The sequence below is a fragment of the Bacillus sp. RC242 genome (genome assembly GCF_044908245.1).
In the GTDB taxonomy this organism is placed as follows: domain Bacteria; phylum Bacillota; class Bacilli; order Bacillales; family Bacillaceae_G; genus Bacillus_A; species Bacillus_A mycoides.
Genome location: NZ_JBIYCZ010000004.1, coordinates 13,139 through 37,284, shown reverse-complemented (window position 1 = coordinate 37,284; position 24,146 = coordinate 13,139). Strand labels below are relative to the sequence as shown.

Genomic DNA, 24,146 nt, shown 5'->3' with positions numbered 1-24,146 from the left:
CAAACACGTTATCCACAGGACTTATCCACATATCCACAAATGTTACCCACATATTGTGTGAGAATCTGTGTTCGATACAACATATGTCGCCTCATTTTGACAAAATTCACATGTTTTTTTCTCTTCTTTAGAGTTATCCACATTGTTAATAACCGGTGCGACTTCACACTCATCCACAATGATATCTAATGCTAATTCAACATGTTCTAAACAACAAGGTAAATTCATATTCTTCACCTCACTTTTCTACAATAGAAAACAGGAGGTAGGCCCTCCTGTTTTTAATACTTTTGAATGCCTAATTTCACCGTTGTTGTCGCTCGTTTTGTACCACGATAAAACGTAAGAGTCATTTTATCATTAATTTTTTTATTATATAAGGCCGTGCGGAACCCAATAATATCGTGCACCGCTTTTCCATCTACCGCCACAATAACATCATGTTCTCTAAGACCCGCATCCGTACCTGGCGAAGGACTTTTCACATCTAAAATGCAGACTCCTTCTTTTACGTTATCTGGTAATCGTAACGTTTTTGACCAATAGTAACTCGGAATCTCGTTTAAAGACCTTAGTTCAATCCCAACGTAAGGTCTTTTTACTTTACCGTACTTTTCTAGTTCATTCATAATAGGAACAGCTCTCGTAACTGGAATAGCTAGTCCAATTCCTTCTACTTCTTTTGCTGCAATTTTCATTGAGTTAATACCTATTAATTGTCCCGCTACATTTACAAGCGCTCCACCACTATTACCTGGATTAATTGCCGCATCTGTTTGCAATACTTCTACTTGCCAATCGTAATGTCCATCTTGATTTAAATCTACAGGAACAATACGCTCATTAGCCGAAATAATACCTTGTGTGACAGTTCCGGAAAATTGTAGCCCAAGTGGATTTCCAATCGCAATAACTGGTTCTCCTCTACGAACGGTATTAGAATCGCCAATTTCAATCACTTTCTTCACATACTTCGCATCTATTTCTAGTACCGCTAAATCAGTGACTACATCGGTTCCTAATACTTTACCTGGAATTTTCTTACCGTCACTTAAGCTCACTTCAATACGATTCGCCCCAGCAACAACGTGGTTATTCGTTACAATATACGCATGTCCATCTGTTTTCTTATAAATCACACCAGATCCTGTACCAGCTTCCGAATCAGCCTCTGAAAAATCGTCTCGTTGAATATTAATAACACCAACAACAGCCTCTGAAGCACGATCAACAGCGTCTACAAAGCTAATCTGTTTAACAGGAACATTTCCACTTTGAGCTTCAGCCATATTTTTTTCACTCGCTTCAACTTGCGGAAGCTTACCTTCATCATTTGAAAATAAAGGCGCTCCAAATGCAAATAATGAAGCCCCTACAATTGTTCCCGCTATACTAGAAATAACAATACCTTTATGTTTCTTTTTCCCTGCACGTTTAATACGATATTTTTCTTCATCAATAAAGGACATATTTGTTCACCTATCTTCCTGAAAACAACTATATTCACCTTTATTGTTTACTAAAATGAAGAATTATACGTATTGAATTTTCGTAGGCATTTTTGGATCTGTATCATGTATTTCAAAGGATTCTCCAACCCCAAAACCTTTTTCTTCTAATACTTGTGATACAGACATACGCGCTAATTCTTTCATGTTATTATCTAAGCTTAAATGCGCTAAATAAATGTGTTTTGTATCGTCTGTAATAACATCCGCCATCGCTAATGCAGCATCCTCATTACAAACGTGACCTACATCACTTAATATGCGTCGTTTAATGCTCCATGGATAACGTCCCATACGAAGCATTTCCACATCATGATTGCTTTCAAACACGAAAGCATTCGCTCCCTTAATAACACCTTTCATACGGTCACTTACGTAGCCCGTATCTGTAATAAGAGCTAACTTTCTATTATTGTTATGAAAAGCATAAAACATCGGTTCTGCCGCATCGTGAGAAACACCAAATGATTCAACTTCAATATCTCCAAATGTTTTCACGTCTCCTACTGAGAAAATGAATTTTTGATCAGTTGGGATATTACCTATTAAATGTTCCATTGCATTCCATGTTTTCTCGTTCGCATAAACAGGTAAATCATATTTACGCGCCAATACACCTAATCCTTTAATGTGGTCACTATGCTCATGCGTTACAAGAATACCTGATATGTCATTTATATTCAGTTCAGCTTGCTTAAATAAGGCCTCTGTAGCTTTACCACTTAAACCTGCATCGACGAGCAATTTTTTTTCATCTGTTCCTACATATAGCATATTCCCTGTACTTCCACTTGCAAGTACACTAAAGTGCATACTCATTCTTTCTCACTCCATTATGTTCTTCCGGCACTTGAGTTTCCCCTAATTCCATAACTTGTCCTTCAATTGCATTCACAAAATAGTCCTTTTTCTGCTCTGTCTTTAAGTTCCACGTTGGAGCAAGCACTTGTATATTAGAAGAAGATTCAGCTAGAGTCGCATATCCAATCTGCGCCTCTTTCACGTGCGTATTTTCTGCAATTTTATTTTTTACATATATATTTTCTAAAGCTGTTTGAGCAGTGATAATTTCTTGTTCTTTCGTTTTTTCACTTTCGCCCATTTCCTTCAAATCCGTTAACATTGTTTGTGTATACGAAACAAGCTCATTTTTTTCATTCAAATCTACAACAATCATTGCATGATTGTTGTAGAAAATCGGCTTATCCTTATACTTTTGAAAGAAATAAATTTTTGAATCTTTCATTGCCCCAAACTCGTATTTCTGCCCATCAAGCACGTAGTTTTTTAAGAAATCATTATACTTGTCCTTTGATAACGATTTTGCATTTAAAAATGGTTCTTTCAACTTACTTTCTATCTTATATTCTTCTTGCAGATGCACTGTTTGATTTTTTAAAGACTGCACATCTTCTTCCTTAAAGCTTTTATTTTTCGCCATAATAAACGACTCTTTTTTCGGCTCTTTAGGAAAACTTCCCATAGTAATTTTAGACTCTTTTAATTGTTGATCAATTTTTGTTTCTGTCACAAGTTCCAATTGATTACTATCTTGCTTTTGAATGAACTGAAAGATAAGAAAGAGATCTAAAACAAAAAAGGTCACAATAAATATGGTTTTAATTCGATCCCAATCCATTTAGTCCCCCCTCACTCCATTCAAATATTTTTTGCTTACCATTTTCTTCACATTTTACATACCATATTGGCTTTAAAATAATGTTTTTTCCTTCGTTAATGGAATCTTCCAATGATAACTTATAACCAATTCCAACATCCTGAATTGAATTTTTATCAATTTGCGGATTATTCTCTAATGATGTCATCACTGTACGACCCGATGCGAGAGAAGTTGTTAGTTGTTTTCTAGGTAATTTGAAACTTGGATCAAAAAAGGATCTTTCATACTGCATGATTTCACCTGAACCCCATGCTTGCTTTAATTCCGCCATTCCATCGCTATTAAATACAGGCAACCCATCCTCATAAAAACGGAAGGACGTTTTCCCCTTATTAATATAATCAAAACGATAGAGCTTTAACGCACCACTATGCCCACTTACAAAGTCAAAACTTTTTTGTAAAAGTGCTGCATTATCCATAGATTCATCACTATGTACAGCGGAGTTTTTATATTTCAACATTGCATTTGACTGATCAATTTCCATAGAACGTATACCATCTGTAAATGTTTTCTTTGATTTCTCAGAAATAGGGCTTAAATAACGTGGATCACTAAATAATGCATTTTTAAATGTATCCTCATCTAACCTAGCTCCAAAATACTCTACCTCACTTAATTCCGTAATTCCATCTGGTAAGTAAAGTTTTTTTCTATCACTTATTTGATATTCAAAATACGGTCTCGCTACTGTTATAAGTTGATTTTGAGCATTTATAACATCCTTTACGTAAACACCACTCAATTTTGCTTCATATATTTTACGATAAGGATAAGTATCATAGGAAACAAAACTAATTTTAATTTCTTGGTCCTTACTTCGAGAAGGGTCAATTATAATACGATTGAAACTCCTATTACCTTCTATGTTTTTATCTTTAAAATTAAACATACTTTTAATCGTACCCAGTGGAATGTTTGTAGGAAAAACAAATTCAATTTTTTCTTCTCCATGTACATACGAAAGAAAATCACCTTTAGGAACTGTCCCTGTTATTTCCTTTAAATCATGTAACTCTCCATTTTCAAGAATTCTATAAATTAAATCCACATTACTCTTGTTTTCACTCACATAATGATTTTTCTCTTTATGAACGATTACAGAGGATGGGCGAACAACCTCCGAAAGTTTTATTGGATTTATCTCTTCATTACCTTGAACAAATTTTGCATTTTGTATCGAGGTAGAATCAGGAACATATGTCCATAAGTTAAAAGTAAGAAATAGGCTAATAACAACTAAATTAATTAAAACTATTGTTTTAAAGTTTTCCATACTCATTCCCAATCGTCCTCTTCATCAGTTGCCATTGGCAGTGTGAAATAAATAGTTGTTCCTTTTCCTTCCTCACTTTTCGCCCAAATTGAGCCGCCGTGTGCCTCAATCATTTCTTTCGCAATGGCTAATCCAAGACCTGTACCACCCATTTGTCTCGAACGCGCTTTATCTACACGGTAAAAACGTTCAAATATTTTATCTACATTTTCCTTCGGGATACCCATTCCTTGATCACTCACACTAATTTCTAATAACTCACCACGGTCACGCAGGCGATATGTTACTGTGCCACCTTCTGGCGAATATTTTAATGCATTGGAAATAATGTTATATAAAACTTGTGTAATTTTGTCTGTATCCATATCAATAAATCGAGATTTTTTAGAGAAAGATCGTTTGAAGCTTACATTTTGCTCTTTAGACATTTCAAAGCGATCGATAACGTTATTAAAGAAATCAGTAAAGTCGACCCATTCCTTCATTAAGCGATGTTCTGTACTATCTAGTTTAGATAGTTGTAACAACGCATTTACAAGTCTAATCATTCTTTCTGTTTCTTCTTGTGTAACCGTTAAAAATTGCGGTGCGATATTCGGATCTTGCCATGCCCCATCCGTAAGTGCTTCTAAGTAACTGCGCATCGTTGTTAACGGTGTTCTTAGCTCATGAGATACGTTCGCAACAAACTCACGACGCTCTCGCTCTATACGCTCCTGCTCCGTTACATCATATAATACAGCAATTAAACCATTTGCCTTCCCTGTTTCTTTTTGAATGACAGAGAAACTAGCACGTAAAATATATGGTTCATTCCTCGTACTAAAATCTAATAAAACTGAATCAGGTTCTTCATATAAATGATCCAGCGTAAATTCTTCTTGTATCCCTAACACTTCTAAGACAGATTGATCTAATGCCGTTTCACGCGAAACATTTAACATTTTTTCCGCAGGATCATTTAATAAAATGATGTCACCTTTTCGATCAGTAGCAATTACTCCATCTGTCATATGTGATAAAACAGATGATAGTTTGCGCCTTTCACTCTCTGTTGAAGAGCGGGCTTGTTGTAATTTTTTTGATAAATTATTGAAAGATAATGCTAGTTGTCCAATTTCATCATGGCTATGCACTTTTACTTTTCTCGAATAATTTCCTTTTGCCATTTCAATTGCTTGTCTCCGCATATCTGAAATTGGTCTTGTAATTGTTTGAGCCAACAAAATCCCAAGTACAGCTGTTACTAGTAAAGCAATTACTGTCCCCGTCGCGAAAATTTGGTTTATATCTTTCATTTGTTTATACACATCTTCCATAGATGCAACAATACGAATGACGCCAAGTACCTCTCCTTCTTGCTCTTTTAGAATAGGAGTAATCATCACTTGAACCCGATGACCTGTTTTCACGTCTTTCTCAACCTTTGACTCTGGTTTTTTTTGTACCATTACCCGTTGTACAGCTGTGTCTGCTGACGTTCGTCCTACTTTATTTTGCTTAGACGCGTCTGAAATTGCCATTAATTTTTTAGTAGAATCAATTACACTTATTTCTTGAATATCTTTCTTACGATCCGATGCAAGTTTTTGAATCGAATCATTAATAGCTTTATCTACTGATTCTGCTTTAGGACGCTCTTTTACAAACTCTTGCTTCAGGTTATAAGAAAGTAAATTTGTTTGCTGCGTTAAGGAATCTTGAAAACCTTTTACAAGGCTTTTTTCTAATTCCCTAACGAAATATACACCAATTACTTGCATTGCTATTAATATTAACAGCATATATATGAGCACAAATTTTAAATGAATAGATTGAAAAAAACCAACTTTCTTCATATACTATTCCTGTTCTGGGTCACGCAAGTAATACCCTACCCCACGTCTAGTTACAATTAAAGTAGGATGACTTGGATTATCTTCAATTTTTTCGCGTAAACGACGTACTGTTACGTCTACTGTACGTACATCTCCAAAATAATCATAACCCCAAACTGTTTGTAATAAATGTTCACGAGTCATAACTTGACCTAAATGCTTTGCTAAATAATGTAGTAATTCAAATTCACGATGTGTAAGCTCAATGCTTTCTTCACGCTTCGTTACACTATAAGCGTTCGAATTGATAACGATTGGTCCAATAACCATTTCGGTATTTTCTTCTTTCTCTGCAGCACCACCCTGCTGATGGCGACGTAAATTTGCTTTCACACGAGCAAGTAACTCCCTCGTACTAAATGGCTTCGTTACATAATCATCTGCCCCAAGCTCAAGCCCTAATACTTTATCAATTTCAGAGTCTTTTGCTGTAAGCATAATAATTGGCATTTCTGAGCTTTTACGTATTTCACGACATACCTCTAAACCGTCTTTTCCCGGTAACATAATATCTAATAAAACCATATCTGGCTGTTCTTCATTTGCTTTTTCAATCGCTTCATCACCATCATGCGCCATTACAATTTCAAAACCTTCTTTTTCTAGGTTGAACTTCAAAATATCCGCAATTGGCTTTTCATCATCAACTACTAAAATTTTCTTTCCCATCATCGTCTATTTCCTCCTTATAAAAATATGATCAATAATCCTCAAACATATTGGTGTTTCTATAGTATGTTCCTATATGACAACAATCTTAGTCTAAGTATTTCTCCTCTATTCTCATAGACTCATGTATCATCCACTTTTACACGGAATCCTATACGATCTATAGAAAAACCTCTAGCTTCAACTGCTAGAGGCTCCTCATTCTATTGTAAAATAACTACCCACATTTGTAAAACTGGACAAAATAAAAAGGATATTAAGTGGGCCCACTTAATATCCTGAGAGTGGCTCGGGACGGAATCGAACCGCCGACACGAGGATTTTCAGTCCTCTGCTCTACCGACTGAGCTACCGAGCCAAAACTATATATAAAACCACTAATGGTGGTATAAACAAAAGTGGCGGTCCCGACCGGGGTCGAACCGGCGATCTCCTGCGTGACAGGCAGGCATGTTAACCACTACACCACGGGACCAAAAATGAACATAAAAAAACATGACCCGTACGGGATTCGAACCCGTGTTACCGCCGTGAAAGGGCGGTGTCTTAACCACTTGACCAACGGGCCACGAAAAATAAAATGGTGAGCCATGAAGGATTCGAACCTTCGACCCTCTGATTAAAAGTCAGATGCTCTACCAACTGAGCTAATGGCTCATACTCACCAACGTCATATTTTCGTGACGACAAGACATATCATAACATGCTATCTTTCATTTTTGCAATACCTTTTTTTATTTTTTTATAAAAAATAAGAAAAAACTCATAAAAATATGAGTTTTTTCTTAAAAAAATCAATTTTTTATATCAATTAAGCTTCGTATACATTACGAACGATATTTGTTTGATTACGATCTGGTCCAACCGAGAACATAGATAATTGGATTCCTGTTAATTCAGAAACACGCTCTACGTATTTTCTTGCATTTTCAGGAAGTTCATCCAATGATTTCATAGCAGTAACATCTTCTGTCCAACCTGGAAGCTCTTCATATACAGGCTCACATTTCGCTAAAATGTTTAAGTTAGCTGGAACTTCATCGATAACTTCGCCATTGTATTTGTAAGCAACACAAATTTTAAGAGTTGGGATACCTGTTAATACATCGATAGAGTTTAATGATAAGTCTGTTAAACCACTAACGCGACGTGCATGTCTTACAACAACGCTATCGAACCAACCTACACGGCGTGGACGACCAGTTGTTGTTCCGTATTCACGACCAACTTCACGAATTTGATGACCGATTTCATCATTAAGTTCCGTAGGGAATGGACCATCACCTACACGGCTTGTATATGCTTTACATACACCTACAACGCGAGTAACTTTCGCAGGACCAACTCCAGTTCCAACTGTTACACCACCAGCAATTGGGTTAGAAGATGTAACGAATGGATACGTACCGTGGTCGATATCAAGCATAACACCTTGTGCACCTTCAAATAATACACGATGATTGTTATCTAGTGCATCATTTAATACGACAGATGTATCGCATACATACTGTGCGATTTGTTGTCCGTATTCGAAGTACTCTTCAAAGATTTCTTCTACGCTGAAACCTTCTGTATCGTACATTTTTTCAAATAAACGATTTTTTTCCACTAAATTGCGCTCAAGCTTCTCTTTAAATGCTTCACGGTCTAAAAGATCAGCCATACGGATACCAATACGAGCAGCTTTATCCATATATGCAGGACCGATACCTTTTTTGGTTGTACCGATCTTGTTATCACCTTTACTCGCTTCTTCTAACTCATCTTGTTTTAAGTGATAAGGTAAAATAACGTGCGCACGGTTACTTACACGTAAATTATCAGTACTTACACCACGATCGTGTAAGTATTTTAACTCTTCAAGTAATGCTTTCGGATCTACTACTAAGCCGTTTCCGATTACACAAATTTTCTCTTTATAGAAAATACCAGATGGAATTAAGTGTAATTTATATTTAACTCCGCCGAAAACAATTGTATGTCCCGCGTTATTTCCACCTTGATATCTTGCAACTACTTCCGCATGCTCAGAAAGAAAATCAGTGATTTTACCTTTTCCTTCGTCGCCCCATTGTGTTCCTACAACTACTACTGAAGACATTATTAAAGCACCTCCGCAATTTTCAAACGATCTATTCAAACAATATAATTGTACCAAAACAGAAAGAGAAGTCAACCAAAAAGCGAACATTTTTTTATAGAAAAACGTTTTCGTTCGTAAGAATTACATATTCACCTTATGAAAGCCCTATCTTTCATATAAAAAAAAAGAAACACATCTTATTATAAGAAATGCGTTTCTTTTTTATACTGCCTTTATGCGTGCGGTGCATGTCCATCCTCAAAGCGGCGTTCTAAGTTGACGAATTTATTAAATTCCTTAACAAACGCAAGCTCTACTGAACCTACCGGACCATTACGTTGTTTTGCAATGATAATTTCAATTGTATTTTTATTTTCTGTTTCACGATCATAGTAATCTTCACGATATAGGAAGGCTACAATGTCAGCATCCTGCTCGATACTTCCTGATTCACGAATGTCAGACATCATCGGACGTTTATCTTGACGAGATTCTACACCACGAGATAACTGCGACAAGGCGATAACAGGTACTTGCAATTCACGTGCAATCCCTTTTAATGTACGAGAAATCTCAGATACTTCCTGCTGACGGTTTTCTCCTGATTTCCCACTTCCTTGAATAAGCTGTAAATAGTCAATCAAAACCATCCCAAGACCTTGTTCTTGCTTTAATCTACGACATTTTGCTCGAATCTCATTTACTTTAATCCCTGGTGTATCATCAATATATATACCAGCATTAGAAAGGCTACCCATCGCCATTGTTAATTTCGCCCAATCATCAGAAGTTAATGAACCGGTACGAAGTCTTTGCGCATCAATATTTCCTTCCGCACAAAGCATACGCATAACAAGCTGATCAGAGCCCATCTCCAAACTAAAAATCGCTACATTTTCATCAGTTTTCGTCGCTACGTTTTGTGCGATATTTAATGAAAATGCAGTTTTCCCTACCGATGGACGCGCCGCCACGATGATTAAATCATTTCGCTGAAAACCTGCGGTCATCTTATCTAATTCAGTAAATCCAGTTGGTATCCCGGTAACTTCACCCTTTTGATTATGCAAAAGTTCAATTTTATCATAAGCATCTACAAGAACATCTTTAATGTTTTGGAATGCTTTTGCATTTGTTTGGTGAGATACTTCTAATATTTTTTTCTCAGCCTCATTTAAAAGGCCATCCACATCATCTTCTCGCTCGTATCCATCCGATACAATATGAGTCGCCGTTCGAATTAAACGACGTAAAAGTGCCTTTTCAGCGATGATGCGTGCATAATATTCTACGTTAGCAGCTGTTGGAACAACTTCTGCTAACTCTGCTAGATAAGAAACCCCACCAACTTCTTCTAGTAATCCTTGATCAGCCATCGCTGATGTCATTATTACTAAGTCGATTGGTTCTCCCTTATCAGACAACCCAAGCATGACTTCAAAAATCTTTTGATGTTTCGTTCGATAGAACGAGTCAGGTAGCAACAGCTCTGATGCTGACGTTAATGCATCTTGATCAATCAATATAGCCCCTAAAACCGCCTGCTCTGCTTCTATATTATGCGGAGGGGTACGATCAGCCATTACATCACTCATGCGCAATCCTCCTTGCTTAATTTATTTTTATTGTTCACTAACATGAACTTTTACTGTTGCTGTTACTTGCGGATGCAATTTCACAGTGACGTTTGTATAACCTAATGCACGGATTGCATCATCCATTTCAAATTTACGTTTATCAAGTTTAATCTTGTGTGACTTTTGCATTACATCTACAATTTGTTTACTCGTGATAGAACCAAATAAGCGGCCACCTTCTCCAGATTTCGCCTTTACTTCTACAGTTAATTTCTCTAATGTTTCTTTCAGCTCTTTTGCATTCTCAACTTCTGCTGCTGCATCTTTTTCCTCTTTGCGCTTTTGAGCATCTAAAGTTTTCATACTGCTGTTTGTCGCTTCGGCAGCTAACCCCTGTTTTAGTAAGAAATTATTTGCATAACCGTCTGGTACGTTTTTTATTTCTCCTTTTTTACCTTTACCTTTTACGTCTTTTAGAAAAATTACTTTCATGATTGTGTGCCTCCCTGTAAATAGTCATCAATAACAAATCGAAGCTTCTCCTCCGCTTCATCTACTGTAACATTTTTCATTTGTGTGGCTGCATTTGTTAAGTGCCCGCCACCTCCTAAATTCTCCATAATTAGCTGTACATTCAATTCACCTAAAGATCTACCACTAATTCCAATGAAATTTTCTCCACGTTTTGCAATAACAAACGATGCAATGATACCTGTCATTGTCAATAATGTGTCTGCTGATTGTGCAATAAGTACTTGGTCATAATATTCATCACCATCAACTTTAGCAATCGCAATTCCATTTTTATAAATGTACGCATTTTTAATGGCTTTTGCAACTCGTAAATACTGACCCATATCTTCTTTTAAAAGTTCTTGTACAAGTACAGTGTCTGCGCCATGCGAGCGTAAATAAGAAGCGGCATCAAATGTACGAGCGCCTGTACGGAATGTAAAACTTTTCGTATCAACAATAATACCAGCTAACAATGCCGTTGCTTCTAACATTGTCATCTTTAAATTTTTCGGTTGATACTCAAGTAATTCTGTAACAAGCTCTGCCGTTGAAGAAGCGTATGGCTCCATATAAACAAGTAATGGATCTTCAATGAAATCTTCCCCGCGGCGATGATGGTCAATAACTACTACATTTTCAATCTTGTGTAACAGTTTTTCCTCCATCACCATTGAAGGTTTATGCGTGTCAACAACAACAAGTAATGAATCATCGTTTGCAAATTCCATCGCTTGCCCTGGTGAAATAAAATGTGACCATAACTCTTCATTTTGTTTCACTTTGTCCATCAAACGTTTGATTCCTTTATCAGAATCATTTTCATCTAATACAATATATCCTTTGCGCTCATTTAATTGAGCTACCTTTAAAATACCAATCGCTGCACCAATCGCATCCATATCAGGAGCTCTATGCCCCATTATAATGACATTACTGCTTTCTAATACTAAATCCTTTAATGCATGTGAAATAACTCTAGCACGTACACGAGTACGCTTTTCGACCGGATTCGTCTTGCCACCGTAAAACTTAACTTTACCCGTCGCTTGTTTTATAGCTACTTGGTCTCCTCCTCGTCCTAATGCAAGGTCTAAACCAGATTGAGCCATCGCTCCAAGCTCCGATAAAGGTAAATCACCCGAGCCAACACCAACACTTAGCGTAAGTGGTATATTCCTTTTTGATGTTTCTTCACGCACTTGATCCAAAATACTAAATTTCCCTTTCTCCATTTGTGCTAAAATACTTTCATTTAGTACAACGAAGAATCTTTCTGAAGATGCACGTTTCAAATATGCACCATACTTAACAGCCCATTCATTTAGACGTGACGTCACAAGACTTGTTATATTCGTGCGTAATTGATCATCTAACCCTTGTGTAACTTCATCATAATTATCTAAATAAATAACAGCTAAAACGGTGCGCTGATCCTCATACATTTTTTCAATCTCTGTTTGCTCAGTTACATCAAAAAAATAAATTAGTTTTTCTTCTTTCCTTACAAACACACGGAACTTTCGACTATTTAAAGATACTATATCGTCAGAAGTCTCTCCTTTAATAAAAAGGAGTAATGTTTCTGATACATCGTACAGATGCCACCCAGCTAATGCGTGTTGCCCCAAACATGAAGACAAGTAAGGATTTGCCCAATCAATCCCATACTCCTTATTGTATAACAATATACCGATTGGCATCTGGTTGAATGCTTCGTTACTCACTTTTTTTACCCTAGTAATCATATCTGTCGTATACTTTTCAAAATTCCTTTGAAAGTTAAGTTCAAATCGTATAACTAAAAAGAAAACGATGCTAAAAATAAAAAAGGCAGCTATCCCCATAATTAAGTGAAAATAACAGAGAATCGAGATTAGCACCAACACAAAAAATGCCAATACGTAAACAGGATATAAAAACCACTGTTTCTTATAAAATTCAGGCATGTATACAACTCCTATAAAGTAAAACTAACTCACTTTCCAGTTAGTTAAACAAATTAAAATAGTGTAAGGAATATTATTTTATTCCCCTATTTTAGAACGCAATGAAATCCCTAAATCAATTATACCTAAGATTGTCACAAGAGGAAACATCATCGGAATAAACATGCAGACAATAAAACTAATAATAGGAACACCTTTAGTAAATCCTTTTCTATGTGCTAAAAAGGCGATAAATGTCAGACCTTGCAGTACGAGCAATAGTGCAAAGATTACATATAGGTTAGAAAATACCATATGTAAATATGATGTTGGTTCTACCTTTATAAAAGTTGCTAACAGAATAAATATGACGTAATACCAAATAATACTCTTTGGCAATTGTATGTCTTTAAATTTAGGCCAAAGTGTTACTTCATGCTTTAACTTTTTCAAAACACTACCTGATATCATAACCGTAATCCAAGAAAGACACACAGAAACCATTACAAGTATACTCGGGAGTATCGTTTGTAATATATCATTCATTTGTGCGAATAAATCTTTTTGTTTCTTACTAACCTGCATACCAGCAGCATTTGCTATCTTTTCACTTTGTACTACACTTTCACTAAACATATTTTGCATTTTCTGTATTAAATCTATGTTGAAAAATTTTATACTCACAACATAAATGAGCATAATACCGATTAAGTATGCAAGTGTCCCTGCTATCAAAATTTCCAACGGCTTTCTTTGTTTTTTATACATGTATCCTAAAACAATACCCGTACACCCAAACATAATTGTCTTTACTAGACCTATTGGTTGACCCACAATAACAGCAATGAAAAATGCTGCTGTAAAAATCACAAAGGCATTAGGTACACCATATTTTATCGTTAACAATATAAATGGTAACGGCAATACAAATGTTACAACTGTACCCAAAATCGGAACATACATAGATATGAGCAATAACATTGCATATACAGCCAATAACGCTGCGCCTTCGGTAATAAACCTTGCTTGTTTCACATTTTAACCTCTCTTTCAAAAAGAAAAGCATAGCAAAATGCACAGTAGAGTCCGACTCTACTGTGCATTTCATACGCTATTATTCACCAACATATGGTAAAAGTGCCATTTGACGAGCACGTTTAATTGCAACTGTAAGTTTGCGTTGGTATTTCGCGCTTGTTCCTGTTACACGACGAGGTAAAATTTTACCGCGCTCAGAAACGAAACGTTTTAATAAATCAACATCTTTATAGTCAATGCGAGTGATGCCGTTAGATGTGAAGAAACACACCTTACGACGCTTCGCACGTCCACCTTTGCGTCCTGCCATGTCTATTCCCTCCATTCTTTGTTAAAAATAGCCGATTCACACCATTAAAATGGTAAATCGTCGTCCGAAATGTCAATCGGTTGACCAACATTCGAAAATGGGTCGTCATTCTTCGTAAATCCAGAGTTACCTTGGTTACCTGAATTACTAGATTGACCAAATGGGTTAGAGCTTTGGTTACCGAAACCAGCTCCTGATGGTTGCTGATTGAATGAACCACGTTGCTCCCCACCGCCATTACGCGGCTCTAAAAATTGTACGCTCTCCGCAAGAACTTCTGTTACATATACACGTTTACCATCTTGTCCATCGTAATTACGAGTTTGAAGACGTCCGTCTACGCCTGCTAAGCTACCTTTTTTCAAATAATTTGCCACGTTTTCTGCTTGTTTACGCCATATTACACAATTAATAAAGTCAGCTTCACGCTCACCTTGTTGATTCGCAAATGCGCGATTCACAGCTAACGTAAAAGTAGCTACTGCAACACCATTGGGCGTGTAACGTAAGTCAGGGTCCTTAGTTAAACGACCAACGAGGATAACACGATTCATCAATCGAACCACTCTCCCTTATATATCAATTATTTTTCTTCTTCTTTAACAACGATATGACGAAGGATATCTTCGTTGATCTTAGCTAAACGGTCGAATTCGTTAATCGCCTCTGAGTTAGAGTTCACGTTTAAGATCATGTAGAAACCTTCACGTAAGTCGTTGATTTCGTAAGCTAAACGACGCTTACCCCACTCTTTCGTGTTAATGATTTCTGCACCATTGTTTGTTAAAACACCTGCAAAACGTTCAACTAAAGCTTTTTGAGCTTCTTCTTCAACGCCAGGACGAATGATGTACATAATTTCGTACTTTCTCATTACACTTTCACCTCCTTTTGGTCTAAACGGCCCATAATGGGCAAGGAGCAATTAATTTATAGTAATTACTCACGAGTTTAGATTATATCATAGTAAGTTATATGAATCAACTCACCAATACGTAAAAAACTTGGCAAACATATAATATATTTGCCAAGTTCATATCTTTATTTTTCCTAGGAAATATTAAATTAAACGTTAAAGCGGAAGTGCATAACATCTCCGTCTTTTACGATATACTCTTTTCCTTCTAAACGTACTTTTCCAGCTTCTTTTGCAGCTGTCATAGAACCGTTTGTCATTAAATCATCATAAGAAACTGTTTCCGCACGAATAAATCCACGCTCAAAGTCTGTATGAATTACACCAGCACATTGTGGTGCTTTCATACCTTGTTTAAACGTCCATGCACGTACTTCTTGCACACCGGCTGTGAAGTAAGTAGCAAGTCCTAATAAATCATATGCAGCACGAATTAATTGATCTAAACCAGATTCTTCAATGCCTAGTTCTTCAAGGAATACTTTTTTCTCTTCCTCGTCTAGCTCAGCGATTTCTTCTTCGATTTTTGCACATACAACGATTACTTGAGAATTTTCATTTGCTGCAAATTCTTTTACCATTTGTACATATTTATTGTCAGAAGGATCCATAATATCATCTTCACTTACGTTTGCTACGTATAGCATTTCTTTCGTTGTAAGTAAATGAAGGCCTTTAACAATCTTCATTTGCTCTTCTGTAAATTCAACAGTACGAGCTGGTTTTCCCTCTTCAAAAGCTTCTTTTAAACGAACTAAAATTTCATGCTCATATACAGCTTCTTTATCTTTTTGTCTTGCTAACTTCGCAACTCGTTCGATACGCTTATCAACAGATTCCAAATCCGCTAAGATTAGTTCTAAGTTAATTGTTTCAATGTCATCAATTGGATCTACTTTTCCTGAAACGTGCGTAATATTTTCATCTTCAAAACAACGAACAACTTGGCAAATTGCATCTACTTGACGAATGTGAGATAAGAATTTATTTCCTAACCCTTCACCTTTACTCGCACCTTTTACGATACCTGCAATATCAGTAAATTCAAATACAGTCGGAACAGTTTTTTTCGGTTCTACTAATTCCGTTAATTTATTTAGACGCTCATCTGGTACTTCTACAATCCCTACGTTTGGATCGATTGTACAGAATGGATAGTTCGCAGATTCTGCTCCTGCTTGTGTAATTGCATTAAATAAAGTGGACTTACCTACGTTAGGTAATCCAACAATCCCAGCCGTTAATCCCATATTTTTCACTCCTATGTCTCAATCTTTCATCATTATAGATAGTAACGAAAAAAATGACAAGTTTCCACCAAATGAAAAAAAGCAACGGCTGTCTACTGCAGCTGTTGCTTTTTCACTATTCTTCGTGCTTCACAAGTATTTTTTTCACCTTGCGATCAAACTCTCTTCGAGGAATCATTACCGAATGGTCACACCCCTCGCACTTAACGCGGATATCCATTCCCATACGAATAATCTTCCAGCGATTTTCACCACATGGATGGGCTTTCTTCATTTCCACAACATCGTACAAGTTATATTGCTTTTGCTCCATTCTCTAAATCCCTCCCACTATTAAATTGCTTTTTCACTAACTAATTCTTCGCGACTATATAAAACCATACGTGGGTATGGAATTTCAATACCATGTAAATCAAGACGATTTTTAATCTCTTTGCGAAGAGCCCTCGCAATAACTGCATGCTGCATCGGCTCAACTTCAGCAATAACACGTAATACAACTTCAGACGCTGCCAATGTTTGAACACCTAGCAATTGAGGTGTTGTTACCATTTTCTCATATTTTTCTGGTAGTTCCACTAATAAATCTTCAATAACTTGCTCCGCTCGTACTATATCACTTTCATAAGAAATAGATACATCAACAAATGCTACACTATTACTAACGGAAAAGTTCGTTACTTGTACAATACTACCATTTGGTATTATATGAATTTCACCTGTCCAGCTTTTCATCTTCGTTGTACGTAGTCCAATTTCCAAAACAGTTCCTTCAAATTGACCTATTCTTACATAATCACCTACTGAAAATTGATCCTCTAACAAAATAAATAATCCTGTAATAACATCTTTAACTAAACTTTGTGCACCAAAACCGACTGCTAAACCAATTACCCCAGCACCGGCTAATAGACCTGATGCATTAATATCAAACACACCTAAAATCGCAATTAACATAATGAACATAACAACGTATGCCACAATATTTTCAAGCAACTTCGCTACCGTAACTGTACGACGTTCTGAAATTTGAATCGGCGAACGGCTTCCCATACGAAACGCATTTCGTACAATTGCCCTTGCAACTCGCACAACGATTGCACCAAGTATTAAAATAACGATTATTTTTAGTGACTTCACACCTATATTCGTCCAATCAATGGACTCAAACCATTTCAACGCTAAATCCATGTCCCTCTACCTCTCTGGCTAGAATTTCTTTTTAGTTATCCTTATTATTGTATCAGAACTCTCTCTGATTTCTGAAAAAAATTTATGACTTTAATTCCATTTGTTAACTTCCATTCAGGTATAAAATGAAACGAATATATATATACTAGTACTATTATTTCCGTTTTCATTCACAGTTTGTAAAAAGTATGCACTTATAATTTTCCATTTCACACACCATATAACATATTGTGAAAATTTATTAAAAGGATGGGTGCTTCATGAATATTAGAAGTTTTCGCTTACCTTTTTTTGAAAAAGAAACTCAAAATGTTATGCATCATGACTTAGAAGCCTCTGAGACAATCAGTAATTTCTTACTTTCCCATATTCCCATTAAGACTAATATGCCACTCATTCTCATTTGTATCGGAACAGACCGTTCCACCGGTGATGCACTTGGTCCATTAGTTGGTACTAAACTAGAACAAATTGAAATCAAAAACCTTCAAGTATTCGGCACACTAGACGAACCAATACATGCACTAAATTTAGAAGAGAAAATTCAGAATATACAGAAAGAAAATCCTACTTCATTTATTATTGCTGTTGATGCATGTTTAGGGAAATCTCAAAGTATCGGTTCTATAACTACTGGAAAGGGCCCTAGTAAACCTGGAGCTGCGATGAATAAGAAATTACCTGAAATTGGTGATTTGCATATACATGGCATCGTAAATTTAAATGGTTTCATGGAGTTTTTCGTACTTCAAAATACAAGACTAAGTTTAGTCATGAAGATGGCTGATGTAATTGCACAAAGTATAAAAGAAACAGACCAAAAATTATCTGCATTAAAAAAAGCAAACCATCTATAAACAATAAGATGGTTTGCTTTTTAATTTTCCTTTGATAATAATTCTAAAATTCGATTTAAATCTTCTTTATTAAAAAATTCGATTTCGATTTTACCTTTTTCTTTTTTCGTTTCTTTGATTTTTACATCCGTACCAAACTTTTCTCTTAAAAACGTTTCACGCTCTACAAAAAATATATTTCTTTCTTTTTTCACTTGTTGTGTTTCACGTGAAACACGTTGATTAATTTCCTGGACAATTTGTTCCAATTGGCGAACATTCAGTCCTTCTTTTTCAATTCGCTTCAATAAAGATTTCAACTGTTCTTCATCTTTTATTGTAAGTAAAGTTCTTCCATGAGCCATTGAAAGCTCACCGTTTGCAATCATATCTTGAACGAATGAAGGGAGGCTTAACAAACGAGTATAATTTGCGATATAAGGTCTGCTTTTACCAAGACGTTTTGCTAATTGTTCTTGTGTTACATTTAGCTCGCTCATTAACATCTGATATGCCATTGCCTCTTCCATAGGATTTAAATCTTCTCGTTGTAAGTTTTCAAGCAAAGCAAATTCCATCATTTGCTGCTCATTTAATTGCCTTACAACAGCAGGCACTTTCTCAAGTCCGGCCTCTTTAGCAGCACGATATCTTCTTTCACCTGCAACTATTTCATATCCTTTAATACTCTTTCGAGCAATTAACGGTTGCAATATACCGTGCTCTTTAATAGAAGCCGCTAATTCCTGAATCGCTTCTTTATTGAAATGTTTACGTGGTTGATATGGATTCGGCCTTAATTCAGTTACTATAATCTCCTGAATCGTTTCTTCTTCTTTCACATCTAAATCTGGAAAAAACACGTTGATTCCTCTTCCTAATCCCTTAGCCACCTGCAATCACTTCCTCTGCTAAATCTAAATATACTTCTGCTCCTCTTGATTTAGCGTCATACTGCATAATTGGTTTTCCATGACTTGGTGCCTCACTTAAGCGAACATTACGAGGAATAATCGAACGATATACTTTATCCCTAAAGTATTTTTTCACTTCATCTATAACTTGAATTCCTAAATTTGTACGAGCATCCAACATCGTTAACAATACACCTTGAATTGCTAAATTTTTATTTAAATGCTTTTGCACAAGTCGAACTGTATTTAATAGCTGACTTAACCCTTCCAGCGCGTAATATTCACACTGTACAGGAATAATAACAGAATCTGCTGCTGTTAATGCATTAATCGTTAATAACCCTAATGATGGGGGACAGTCAATAATAATATACTCATATTCATCACGAATTGGCTGTAACGCTCTTTGCAAGCGTACTTCCCGGGAAATGGTTGGTACCAATTCAATTTCAGCACCAGCCAATTGAATTGTAGCGGGTAGAACATCTAAGTTTTCAGTTGCGGTTTTCCGTATGGCACCTTGAACATCTGCATCTTCTACAAGAACATTATAAATACATTGATCTAATTCAGACTTTTCAATCCCTACACCAGTCGTTGCATTTCCTTGAGCATCAATATCTACGAGAAGTACTTTTTTTCCTACTTGTGCCAATCCAGCCCCTAAATTAACGGATGTTGTTGTTTTTCCAACACCGCCTTTTTGATTAGCAATAGCAATGATTTTTCCCATGATGTCACCTACTTTCAACCTTTCTTTCTTATTCTAGAAACAATTACGTTTATTGTAACATGAAATAAAAGTTTTTCTTTTACGTCCTTATTAAACTTCAAAATTTATTTCTAAACTCCTTCTTGCTTTAACAAGAAAATATAGTAAAAGAGACCTCTCCCATAGGATAAGGTCTCTAGCACGTAATTATTTTTTCTTCGGAATTTTAATCGTAATTTGATAGTATTCATCAAACTCTTCTTCCGCAGAATTAACATTCAAACCACTATTAGCAACCATTTGTAATGATTGTCTAATTGTGTTCATAGCAATTCTCGCATCTCGACTTACTGCTTTTTGCTTCGCTTTGCGCTTTGGTTTTACTTCTTCTAGTAACTTTGCAATTCGTTCTTCTGTTTGCTTTACATTCAATTGCTTCTCCACAATCTCTTGTAAAACCTTCAGTTGTAATTCCTTATTTTTCAAAGGAATTAGGGCGCGAGCATGCCGTTCTGTAATACTTTTTTCTAATAATGCACTTTTGATTTCTTCAGGCAATTTTAATAATCGCAATTTATTTGCGACTGTCGATTGTCCTTTTCCAAGTCGTTGTGCCAATGCTTCTTGTGTTAAATTATGTAACTCAATCAGCTTTTGATATGCCACAGCTTCCTCAATTGCTGTTAATTCCTCACGTTGCAAATTTTCAATTAACGCTACAGAAGCTGTCTCAGTATCATTTAAATTCTTTATTATTGCAGGAACTTTTTCCCACCCTAACTTTGTTGCTGCGCGGAAACGCCTTTCCCCGGCAATAATCTCGTACTTATCATCCTCATACTGTCTCACAACAATCGGCTGGATAAGCCCATGTGTACGAATCGTTAATGCTAGCTCCTCAATACGTGCATCGTCAAAAACTGTTCGTGGTTGATAACGGTTAGGGGTAATGTTTACTATCGGAATTTCCTGTATTTCTTCATATACCTTTTTAGCTATTTCTTCATGGCTTTCGTCTTGTAATTCGAATTCGCTCTCTTTATCTCCAAAGCCAAATAAACGAGAAAACGTATTTTTCATACATATTCCACCACCTTTTAGGCCTATTGACTGTTCTACATAAAATGTTTCCTATGAAACATTTACGTTTTCATTTATATAATTTAATCTTACGTCTAATAAGATTTATTTTTCAATAGGTAATTTATTGGGCGTTCCCGGTTTGCGTGGATATTTCTTTGGTGTCTTGCGCTTTTTCTCGATTAATAAAATATTACGCTCACTTTCTTCAAACGGTAATTGGAACGTAGACATTTCTTTCAATTCTCCGCCAAGTACCTCTAAAGCATATTTGCCATTTTCGATTTCCTCGTTAGCCGCTGCACCTTTCATTGCAATGAATGTTCCCCCTACTTTTACAAGTGGTAAACATAGCTCACTTAATACAGAAAGACGTGCAACTGCACGTGCCATTACAATATCGTATGCTTCACGTACACCTTCTTTTTTTCCAAATGTTTCAGCACGATCATGACAAAATGCAACATCACTTAATTCTAACTTTTGCGCTAAGTGATTTAAGAAATTAATACGTTTTTGTAATGAATCTACAATTGTTACTTTTAAGTGCGGGAAACAGATTTTTAAAGGGATACTTGGGAATCCAGCTCCTGCTCCAACATCACAAATAGAAAATGGTTTCGAAAAATCATAATAAAAAGCCGCTGTAACAGAATCAAAAAAGTGTTTTAAGTATACTTCTTCTTTCTCCGTAATAGCCGTTAAGTTCATTTTTTCATTCCACTCTACTAATGTTTCAAAATAGATTCCGAACTGCTCTAACTGTCTAGAAGAGAGGGAAATACCCTTCTCTTCTAGCATAGATTGAAATTGTTCTATGTTCATCTAGCAATATCTCCTTACTATGTTATTGGTTCGATACTCGTGCAATTTTTCCTTGTTCAATGTAAATAAGCAAAATGGAAACATCAGCTGGATTTACGCCAGAAATACGTGAAGCTTGCCCCATTGAAAGTGGACGAACATCTTTCAATTTCTGTCTCGCTTCTGAGGCAAGGCTAGAAATCGCATCATAATCAATATCCACAGGAATTTTTTTGTTTTCCATTTTCTTCATACGTTCTACTTGCTGTAAAGATTTTTCAATGTATCCTTCGTACTTGGTCTGAATTTCAACTTGTTCCGTAATTTCATCACTTAATGCTACTTCACTTGGTACTAAAAGATGAATATGCTCATATGTCACCTCTGGACGACGTAATAAGTCACTTGCACGTATTCCATCTTTCAATTCACTTCCGCCAATACTACGAATTAATTCTTGAACTTCAGGACGTGGTTTAATAAAAATACTCTCTAATCGTTCCTTTTCCTGTTCAATTTGTAGTTTTTTATTTGTAAATCTCTCATAACGATCTTCTTTAATTAAACCAATTTCACGACCAACCTCAGTTAGACGAAGATCTGCATTATCATGGCGTAATAATAAACGATATTCCGCACGAGACGTTAATAAACGGTATGGTTCATTTGTGCCTTTTGTTACAAGATCATCAATTAAAACACCAATATATGCATCAGCGCGACCTAAAATAACTTCTTTTTTACCTAAAGAACGACATGCTGCATTAATTCCAGCCATAAGCCCTTGTCCTGCCGCTTCTTCGTAACCAGAAGTTCCATTAATTTGTCCTGCTGTATATAAATTTTTAATTTTTTTCGTTTCAAGTGTTGGCCATAGTTGAGTTGGTACGATTGCATCATATTCAATTGCATAACCCGTACGCATCATTTCAACATTTTCCAGGCCAGGAATTGTTCTAAGCATTGCACGCTGTACATCTTCTGGTAAGCTCGTCGATAAGCCTTGTACATATACTTCTTGTGTATTACGTCCTTCTGGCTCTAAGAAAATTTGATGACGTGGTTTATCATTAAATCTTACTACCTTGTCTTCAATTGAAGGGCAATATCTAGGCCCTGTTCCTTTAATCATACCAGAATACATAGCTGAGCGATGTAAGTTTTCATCTATTAAACGATGTGTTTCTGTACTTGTATACGTTAACCAACATGGAATTTGATCCATAATAAATTTTGTCGTTTCAAAAGAGAAAGCACGTGGCTTATCATCACCTGGTTGAATTTCTGTTTTACTATAATCAATCGTATTACTGTTTACACGCGGAGGTGTACCTGTTTTAAATCTAACAAGATCAAAACCAAGTTCCTCTAAGTGTTCAGATAATGTAATAGATGGTTGCTGATTATTTGGACCACTTGAATATTTTAAATCTCCCATAATAATCTCACCACGTAAAAATGTTCCCGTTGTAATTACAACTGTTTTCGCTGTGTATTCAGCACCAGCTTGCGTAATTACCCCTTTACATACACCATCTTCAATAATTAAACGCTCTACCAGACCTTGAAACAACGTTAAGTTTGGTGTTTCTTCAATTGTTTTCTTTAATTCATGCTGGTAAGAGAATTTATCAGCTTGTGCACGAAGCGCGCGTACAGCTGGTCCTTTACCCGTATTTAACATACGCATTTGAATATGTGTTTTATCAATATTGCGTCCCATTTCTCCGCCTAATGCATCAATTTCACGAACAACAATCCCTTTTGCTGGTCCACCAACAGAAGGGTTACATGGCATGAACGCTACCATATCTAAGTTAATTGTTAACATTAATGTTTTTGAGCCCATTCGTGCTGCCGCAAGACCAGCTTCACATCCTGCATGACCTGCACCGATTACTATGACATCATATAAACCGGCATTGTATCCCATTGTTTATTCCTCCTAATAACCTCTATCTTACTAAATCATCTCTGATTAAA

General features: G+C 36.1%; 24 protein-coding genes and 4 tRNA genes. 1 reads left to right on the top strand and 27 read right to left on the bottom strand.

Going from position 1 to position 24,146, the window contains the following annotated elements:
* Nucleotides 1-42: 42 nt before the first annotated feature.
* The 22 genes from ABH957_RS09295 to ABH957_RS09190 all read right to left on the bottom strand — a co-directional run bounded on the left by ABH957_RS09295 (nucleotide 43) and on the right by ABH957_RS09190 (nucleotide 17,817).
* The gene (locus ABH957_RS09295) at nucleotides 43-228 is read right to left on the bottom strand and encodes a CxxH/CxxC protein (protein ID WP_002035001.1); all 186 of its coding nucleotides are present in this window, start codon (nucleotides 226-228) and stop codon (nucleotides 43-45) included.
* 53 nt (nucleotides 229-281) lie between these two features.
* Complete coding sequence (locus tag ABH957_RS09290) at nucleotides 282-1,469, bottom strand: S1C family serine protease (protein WP_002191364.1); 1,188 nt, start codon at nucleotides 1,467-1,469, stop codon at nucleotides 282-284.
* A 63-nt stretch (nucleotides 1,470-1,532) separates the two neighbouring features.
* Nucleotides 1,533-2,327: an MBL fold metallo-hydrolase gene (locus tag ABH957_RS09285; RefSeq protein WP_002191365.1), complete on the bottom strand. Its 795-nt coding sequence runs from the start codon at nucleotides 2,325-2,327 to the stop codon at nucleotides 1,533-1,535.
* Nucleotides 2,311-3,147: a two-component system regulatory protein YycI gene (locus ABH957_RS09280; RefSeq protein WP_000383744.1), complete on the bottom strand. Its 837-nt coding sequence runs from the start codon at nucleotides 3,145-3,147 to the stop codon at nucleotides 2,311-2,313. The genes ABH957_RS09285 and ABH957_RS09280 overlap by 17 nt, the downstream gene beginning before the upstream one ends.
* Nucleotides 3,128-4,471, bottom strand: coding sequence for a YycH family regulatory protein (locus tag ABH957_RS09275; protein ID WP_002191367.1), 1,344 nt, complete (start codon nucleotides 4,469-4,471; stop codon nucleotides 3,128-3,130). The genes ABH957_RS09280 and ABH957_RS09275 overlap by 20 nt, the downstream gene beginning before the upstream one ends.
* The gene (gene walK / locus ABH957_RS09270; protein ID WP_002191368.1) at nucleotides 4,468-6,303 is read right to left on the bottom strand and encodes a cell wall metabolism sensor histidine kinase WalK; all 1,836 of its coding nucleotides are present in this window, start codon (nucleotides 6,301-6,303) and stop codon (nucleotides 4,468-4,470) included. The genes ABH957_RS09275 and walK overlap by 4 nt, the downstream gene beginning before the upstream one ends.
* 3 nt (nucleotides 6,304-6,306) lie before the next feature.
* The gene (gene walR / locus ABH957_RS09265; protein WP_000971867.1) at nucleotides 6,307-7,014 is read right to left on the bottom strand and encodes a cell wall metabolism DNA-binding response regulator WalR; all 708 of its coding nucleotides are present in this window, start codon (nucleotides 7,012-7,014) and stop codon (nucleotides 6,307-6,309) included.
* Between the two features lie 282 nt (nucleotides 7,015-7,296).
* Nucleotides 7,297-7,369, bottom strand: a tRNA-Phe gene (locus tag ABH957_RS09260).
* A 41-nt stretch (nucleotides 7,370-7,410) separates the two neighbouring features.
* Nucleotides 7,411-7,486: transfer RNA gene (locus tag ABH957_RS09255), tRNA-Asp, on the bottom strand.
* Nucleotides 7,487-7,507: 21 nt separating this feature from the next.
* Nucleotides 7,508-7,579, bottom strand: a tRNA-Glu gene (locus ABH957_RS09250).
* A gap of 13 nt (nucleotides 7,580-7,592) precedes the next feature.
* Nucleotides 7,593-7,668, bottom strand: a tRNA-Lys gene (locus tag ABH957_RS09245).
* A 154-nt stretch (nucleotides 7,669-7,822) separates the two neighbouring features.
* On the bottom strand, nucleotides 7,823-9,112 hold the full coding sequence (locus ABH957_RS09240) for an adenylosuccinate synthase (protein WP_002138921.1): 1,290 nt from the start codon (nucleotides 9,110-9,112) through the stop codon (nucleotides 7,823-7,825).
* Between the two features lie 215 nt (nucleotides 9,113-9,327).
* Complete coding sequence (gene dnaB / locus ABH957_RS09235; protein WP_002089943.1) at nucleotides 9,328-10,689, bottom strand: replicative DNA helicase; 1,362 nt, start codon at nucleotides 10,687-10,689, stop codon at nucleotides 9,328-9,330.
* Between the two features lie 27 nt (nucleotides 10,690-10,716).
* Nucleotides 10,717-11,163: a 50S ribosomal protein L9 gene (gene rplI / locus ABH957_RS09230; protein WP_016096416.1), complete on the bottom strand. Its 447-nt coding sequence runs from the start codon at nucleotides 11,161-11,163 to the stop codon at nucleotides 10,717-10,719.
* Nucleotides 11,160-13,133, bottom strand: a complete 1,974-nt coding sequence (locus ABH957_RS09225) for a DHH family phosphoesterase (protein WP_002068737.1) — start codon at nucleotides 13,131-13,133, stop codon at nucleotides 11,160-11,162. The genes rplI and ABH957_RS09225 overlap by 4 nt, the downstream gene beginning before the upstream one ends.
* A gap of 78 nt (nucleotides 13,134-13,211) precedes the next feature.
* Entirely contained in the window at nucleotides 13,212-14,147 is a 936-nt protein-coding gene (locus tag ABH957_RS09220; RefSeq protein ID WP_002016461.1) for a YybS family protein, read from the bottom strand.
* Between the two features lie 79 nt (nucleotides 14,148-14,226).
* Entirely contained in the window at nucleotides 14,227-14,460 is a 234-nt protein-coding gene (gene rpsR, locus ABH957_RS09215) for a 30S ribosomal protein S18 (RefSeq protein WP_000918874.1), read from the bottom strand.
* A gap of 44 nt (nucleotides 14,461-14,504) precedes the next feature.
* Nucleotides 14,505-15,017, bottom strand: a complete 513-nt coding sequence (gene ssb / locus ABH957_RS09210) for a single-stranded DNA-binding protein (RefSeq protein ID WP_016093691.1) — start codon at nucleotides 15,015-15,017, stop codon at nucleotides 14,505-14,507.
* 26 nt (nucleotides 15,018-15,043) lie between these two features.
* On the bottom strand, nucleotides 15,044-15,334 hold the full coding sequence (rpsF, locus tag ABH957_RS09205; protein WP_001233782.1) for a 30S ribosomal protein S6: 291 nt from the start codon (nucleotides 15,332-15,334) through the stop codon (nucleotides 15,044-15,046).
* Nucleotides 15,335-15,525: 191 nt separating this feature from the next.
* Nucleotides 15,526-16,626, bottom strand: coding sequence for a redox-regulated ATPase YchF (gene ychF, locus ABH957_RS09200; protein WP_002089951.1), 1,101 nt, complete (start codon nucleotides 16,624-16,626; stop codon nucleotides 15,526-15,528).
* Between the two features lie 115 nt (nucleotides 16,627-16,741).
* On the bottom strand, nucleotides 16,742-16,939 hold the full coding sequence (locus ABH957_RS09195) for a DUF951 domain-containing protein (protein ID WP_000436054.1): 198 nt from the start codon (nucleotides 16,937-16,939) through the stop codon (nucleotides 16,742-16,744).
* Between the two features lie 20 nt (nucleotides 16,940-16,959).
* Nucleotides 16,960-17,817, bottom strand: a complete 858-nt coding sequence (locus ABH957_RS09190) for a mechanosensitive ion channel family protein (RefSeq protein WP_002089952.1) — start codon at nucleotides 17,815-17,817, stop codon at nucleotides 16,960-16,962.
* 260 nt (nucleotides 17,818-18,077) lie between these two features.
* On the opposite strand from ABH957_RS09190, the gene yyaC reads away from it, so the two are divergent.
* The gene (gene yyaC / locus ABH957_RS09185) at nucleotides 18,078-18,674 is read left to right on the top strand and encodes a spore protease YyaC (RefSeq protein ID WP_016096412.1); all 597 of its coding nucleotides are present in this window, start codon (nucleotides 18,078-18,080) and stop codon (nucleotides 18,672-18,674) included.
* Nucleotides 18,675-18,694: 20 nt separating this feature from the next.
* Here yyaC and spo0J read toward each other — a convergent pair whose 3' ends face one another.
* From spo0J to mnmG, 5 genes are all read right to left on the bottom strand, one after another.
* The gene (gene spo0J / locus ABH957_RS09180) at nucleotides 18,695-19,546 is read right to left on the bottom strand and encodes a stage 0 sporulation protein Spo0J (RefSeq protein WP_195743302.1); all 852 of its coding nucleotides are present in this window, start codon (nucleotides 19,544-19,546) and stop codon (nucleotides 18,695-18,697) included.
* Complete coding sequence (soj, locus tag ABH957_RS09175; RefSeq protein WP_002016469.1) at nucleotides 19,539-20,300, bottom strand: sporulation initiation inhibitor protein Soj; 762 nt, start codon at nucleotides 20,298-20,300, stop codon at nucleotides 19,539-19,541. The genes spo0J and soj overlap by 8 nt, the downstream gene beginning before the upstream one ends.
* A 186-nt stretch (nucleotides 20,301-20,486) precedes the next feature.
* On the bottom strand, nucleotides 20,487-21,359 hold the full coding sequence (gene noc / locus ABH957_RS09170; RefSeq protein ID WP_404442575.1) for a nucleoid occlusion protein: 873 nt from the start codon (nucleotides 21,357-21,359) through the stop codon (nucleotides 20,487-20,489).
* Between the two features lie 105 nt (nucleotides 21,360-21,464).
* The gene (rsmG, locus tag ABH957_RS09165) at nucleotides 21,465-22,184 is read right to left on the bottom strand and encodes a 16S rRNA (guanine(527)-N(7))-methyltransferase RsmG (protein WP_002016472.1); all 720 of its coding nucleotides are present in this window, start codon (nucleotides 22,182-22,184) and stop codon (nucleotides 21,465-21,467) included.
* Between the two features lie 22 nt (nucleotides 22,185-22,206).
* A complete protein-coding gene (mnmG, locus tag ABH957_RS09160; protein ID WP_002068716.1) occupies nucleotides 22,207-24,096 on the bottom strand; it encodes a tRNA uridine-5-carboxymethylaminomethyl(34) synthesis enzyme MnmG in 1,890 nt (629 codons plus the stop codon).
* Nucleotides 24,097-24,146 lie beyond the last annotated feature (50 nt).

Bases quoted from the DNA above. Each gene is read 5' to 3' on its own strand.
- dnaB (WP_002089943.1), bottom strand. From the start codon at position 10,689: ATGAGTGATGTAATGGCTGATCGTACCCCTCCGCATAATATAGAAGCA.
- ychF (WP_002089951.1), bottom strand. From the start codon at position 16,626: ATGGGATTAACGGCTGGGATTGTTGGATTACCTAACGTAGGTAAGTCC.
- rpsR (WP_000918874.1), bottom strand. From the start codon at position 14,460: ATGGCAGGACGCAAAGGTGGACGTGCGAAGCGTCGTAAGGTGTGTTTC.
- mnmG (WP_002068716.1), bottom strand. From the start codon at position 24,096: ATGGGATACAATGCCGGTTTATATGATGTCATAGTAATCGGTGCAGGT.
- yyaC (WP_016096412.1), top strand. From the start codon at position 18,078: ATGAATATTAGAAGTTTTCGCTTACCTTTTTTTGAAAAAGAAACTCAA.
- ABH957_RS09280 (WP_000383744.1), bottom strand. From the start codon at position 3,147: ATGGATTGGGATCGAATTAAAACCATATTTATTGTGACCTTTTTTGTT.
- soj (WP_002016469.1), bottom strand. From the start codon at position 20,300: ATGGGAAAAATCATTGCTATTGCTAATCAAAAAGGCGGTGTTGGAAAA.
- rsmG (WP_002016472.1), bottom strand. From the start codon at position 22,184: ATGAACATAGAACAATTTCAATCTATGCTAGAAGAGAAGGGTATTTCC.
- ABH957_RS09290 (WP_002191364.1), bottom strand. From the start codon at position 1,469: ATGTCCTTTATTGATGAAGAAAAATATCGTATTAAACGTGCAGGGAAA.
- walR (WP_000971867.1), bottom strand. From the start codon at position 7,014: ATGATGGGAAAGAAAATTTTAGTAGTTGATGATGAAAAGCCAATTGCG.
- ABH957_RS09285 (WP_002191365.1), bottom strand. From the start codon at position 2,327: ATGAGTATGCACTTTAGTGTACTTGCAAGTGGAAGTACAGGGAATATG.
- rpsF (WP_001233782.1), bottom strand. From the start codon at position 15,334: ATGAGAAAGTACGAAATTATGTACATCATTCGTCCTGGCGTTGAAGAA.
- ABH957_RS09195 (WP_000436054.1), bottom strand. From the start codon at position 16,939: ATGGAGCAAAAGCAATATAACTTGTACGATGTTGTGGAAATGAAGAAA.
- noc (WP_404442575.1), bottom strand. From the start codon at position 21,359: ATGAAAAATACGTTTTCTCGTTTATTTGGCTTTGGAGATAAAGAGAGC.
- ABH957_RS09240 (WP_002138921.1), bottom strand. From the start codon at position 9,112: ATGTCTTCAGTAGTAGTTGTAGGAACACAATGGGGCGACGAAGGAAAA.
- ABH957_RS09225 (WP_002068737.1), bottom strand. From the start codon at position 13,133: ATGCCTGAATTTTATAAGAAACAGTGGTTTTTATATCCTGTTTACGTA.
- rplI (WP_016096416.1), bottom strand. From the start codon at position 11,163: ATGAAAGTAATTTTTCTAAAAGACGTAAAAGGTAAAGGTAAAAAAGGA.
- ABH957_RS09275 (WP_002191367.1), bottom strand. From the start codon at position 4,471: ATGAGTATGGAAAACTTTAAAACAATAGTTTTAATTAATTTAGTTGTT.
- walK (WP_002191368.1), bottom strand. From the start codon at position 6,303: ATGAAGAAAGTTGGTTTTTTTCAATCTATTCATTTAAAATTTGTGCTC.
- ABH957_RS09295 (WP_002035001.1), bottom strand. From the start codon at position 228: ATGAATTTACCTTGTTGTTTAGAACATGTTGAATTAGCATTAGATATC.
- ABH957_RS09190 (WP_002089952.1), bottom strand. From the start codon at position 17,817: ATGGATTTAGCGTTGAAATGGTTTGAGTCCATTGATTGGACGAATATA.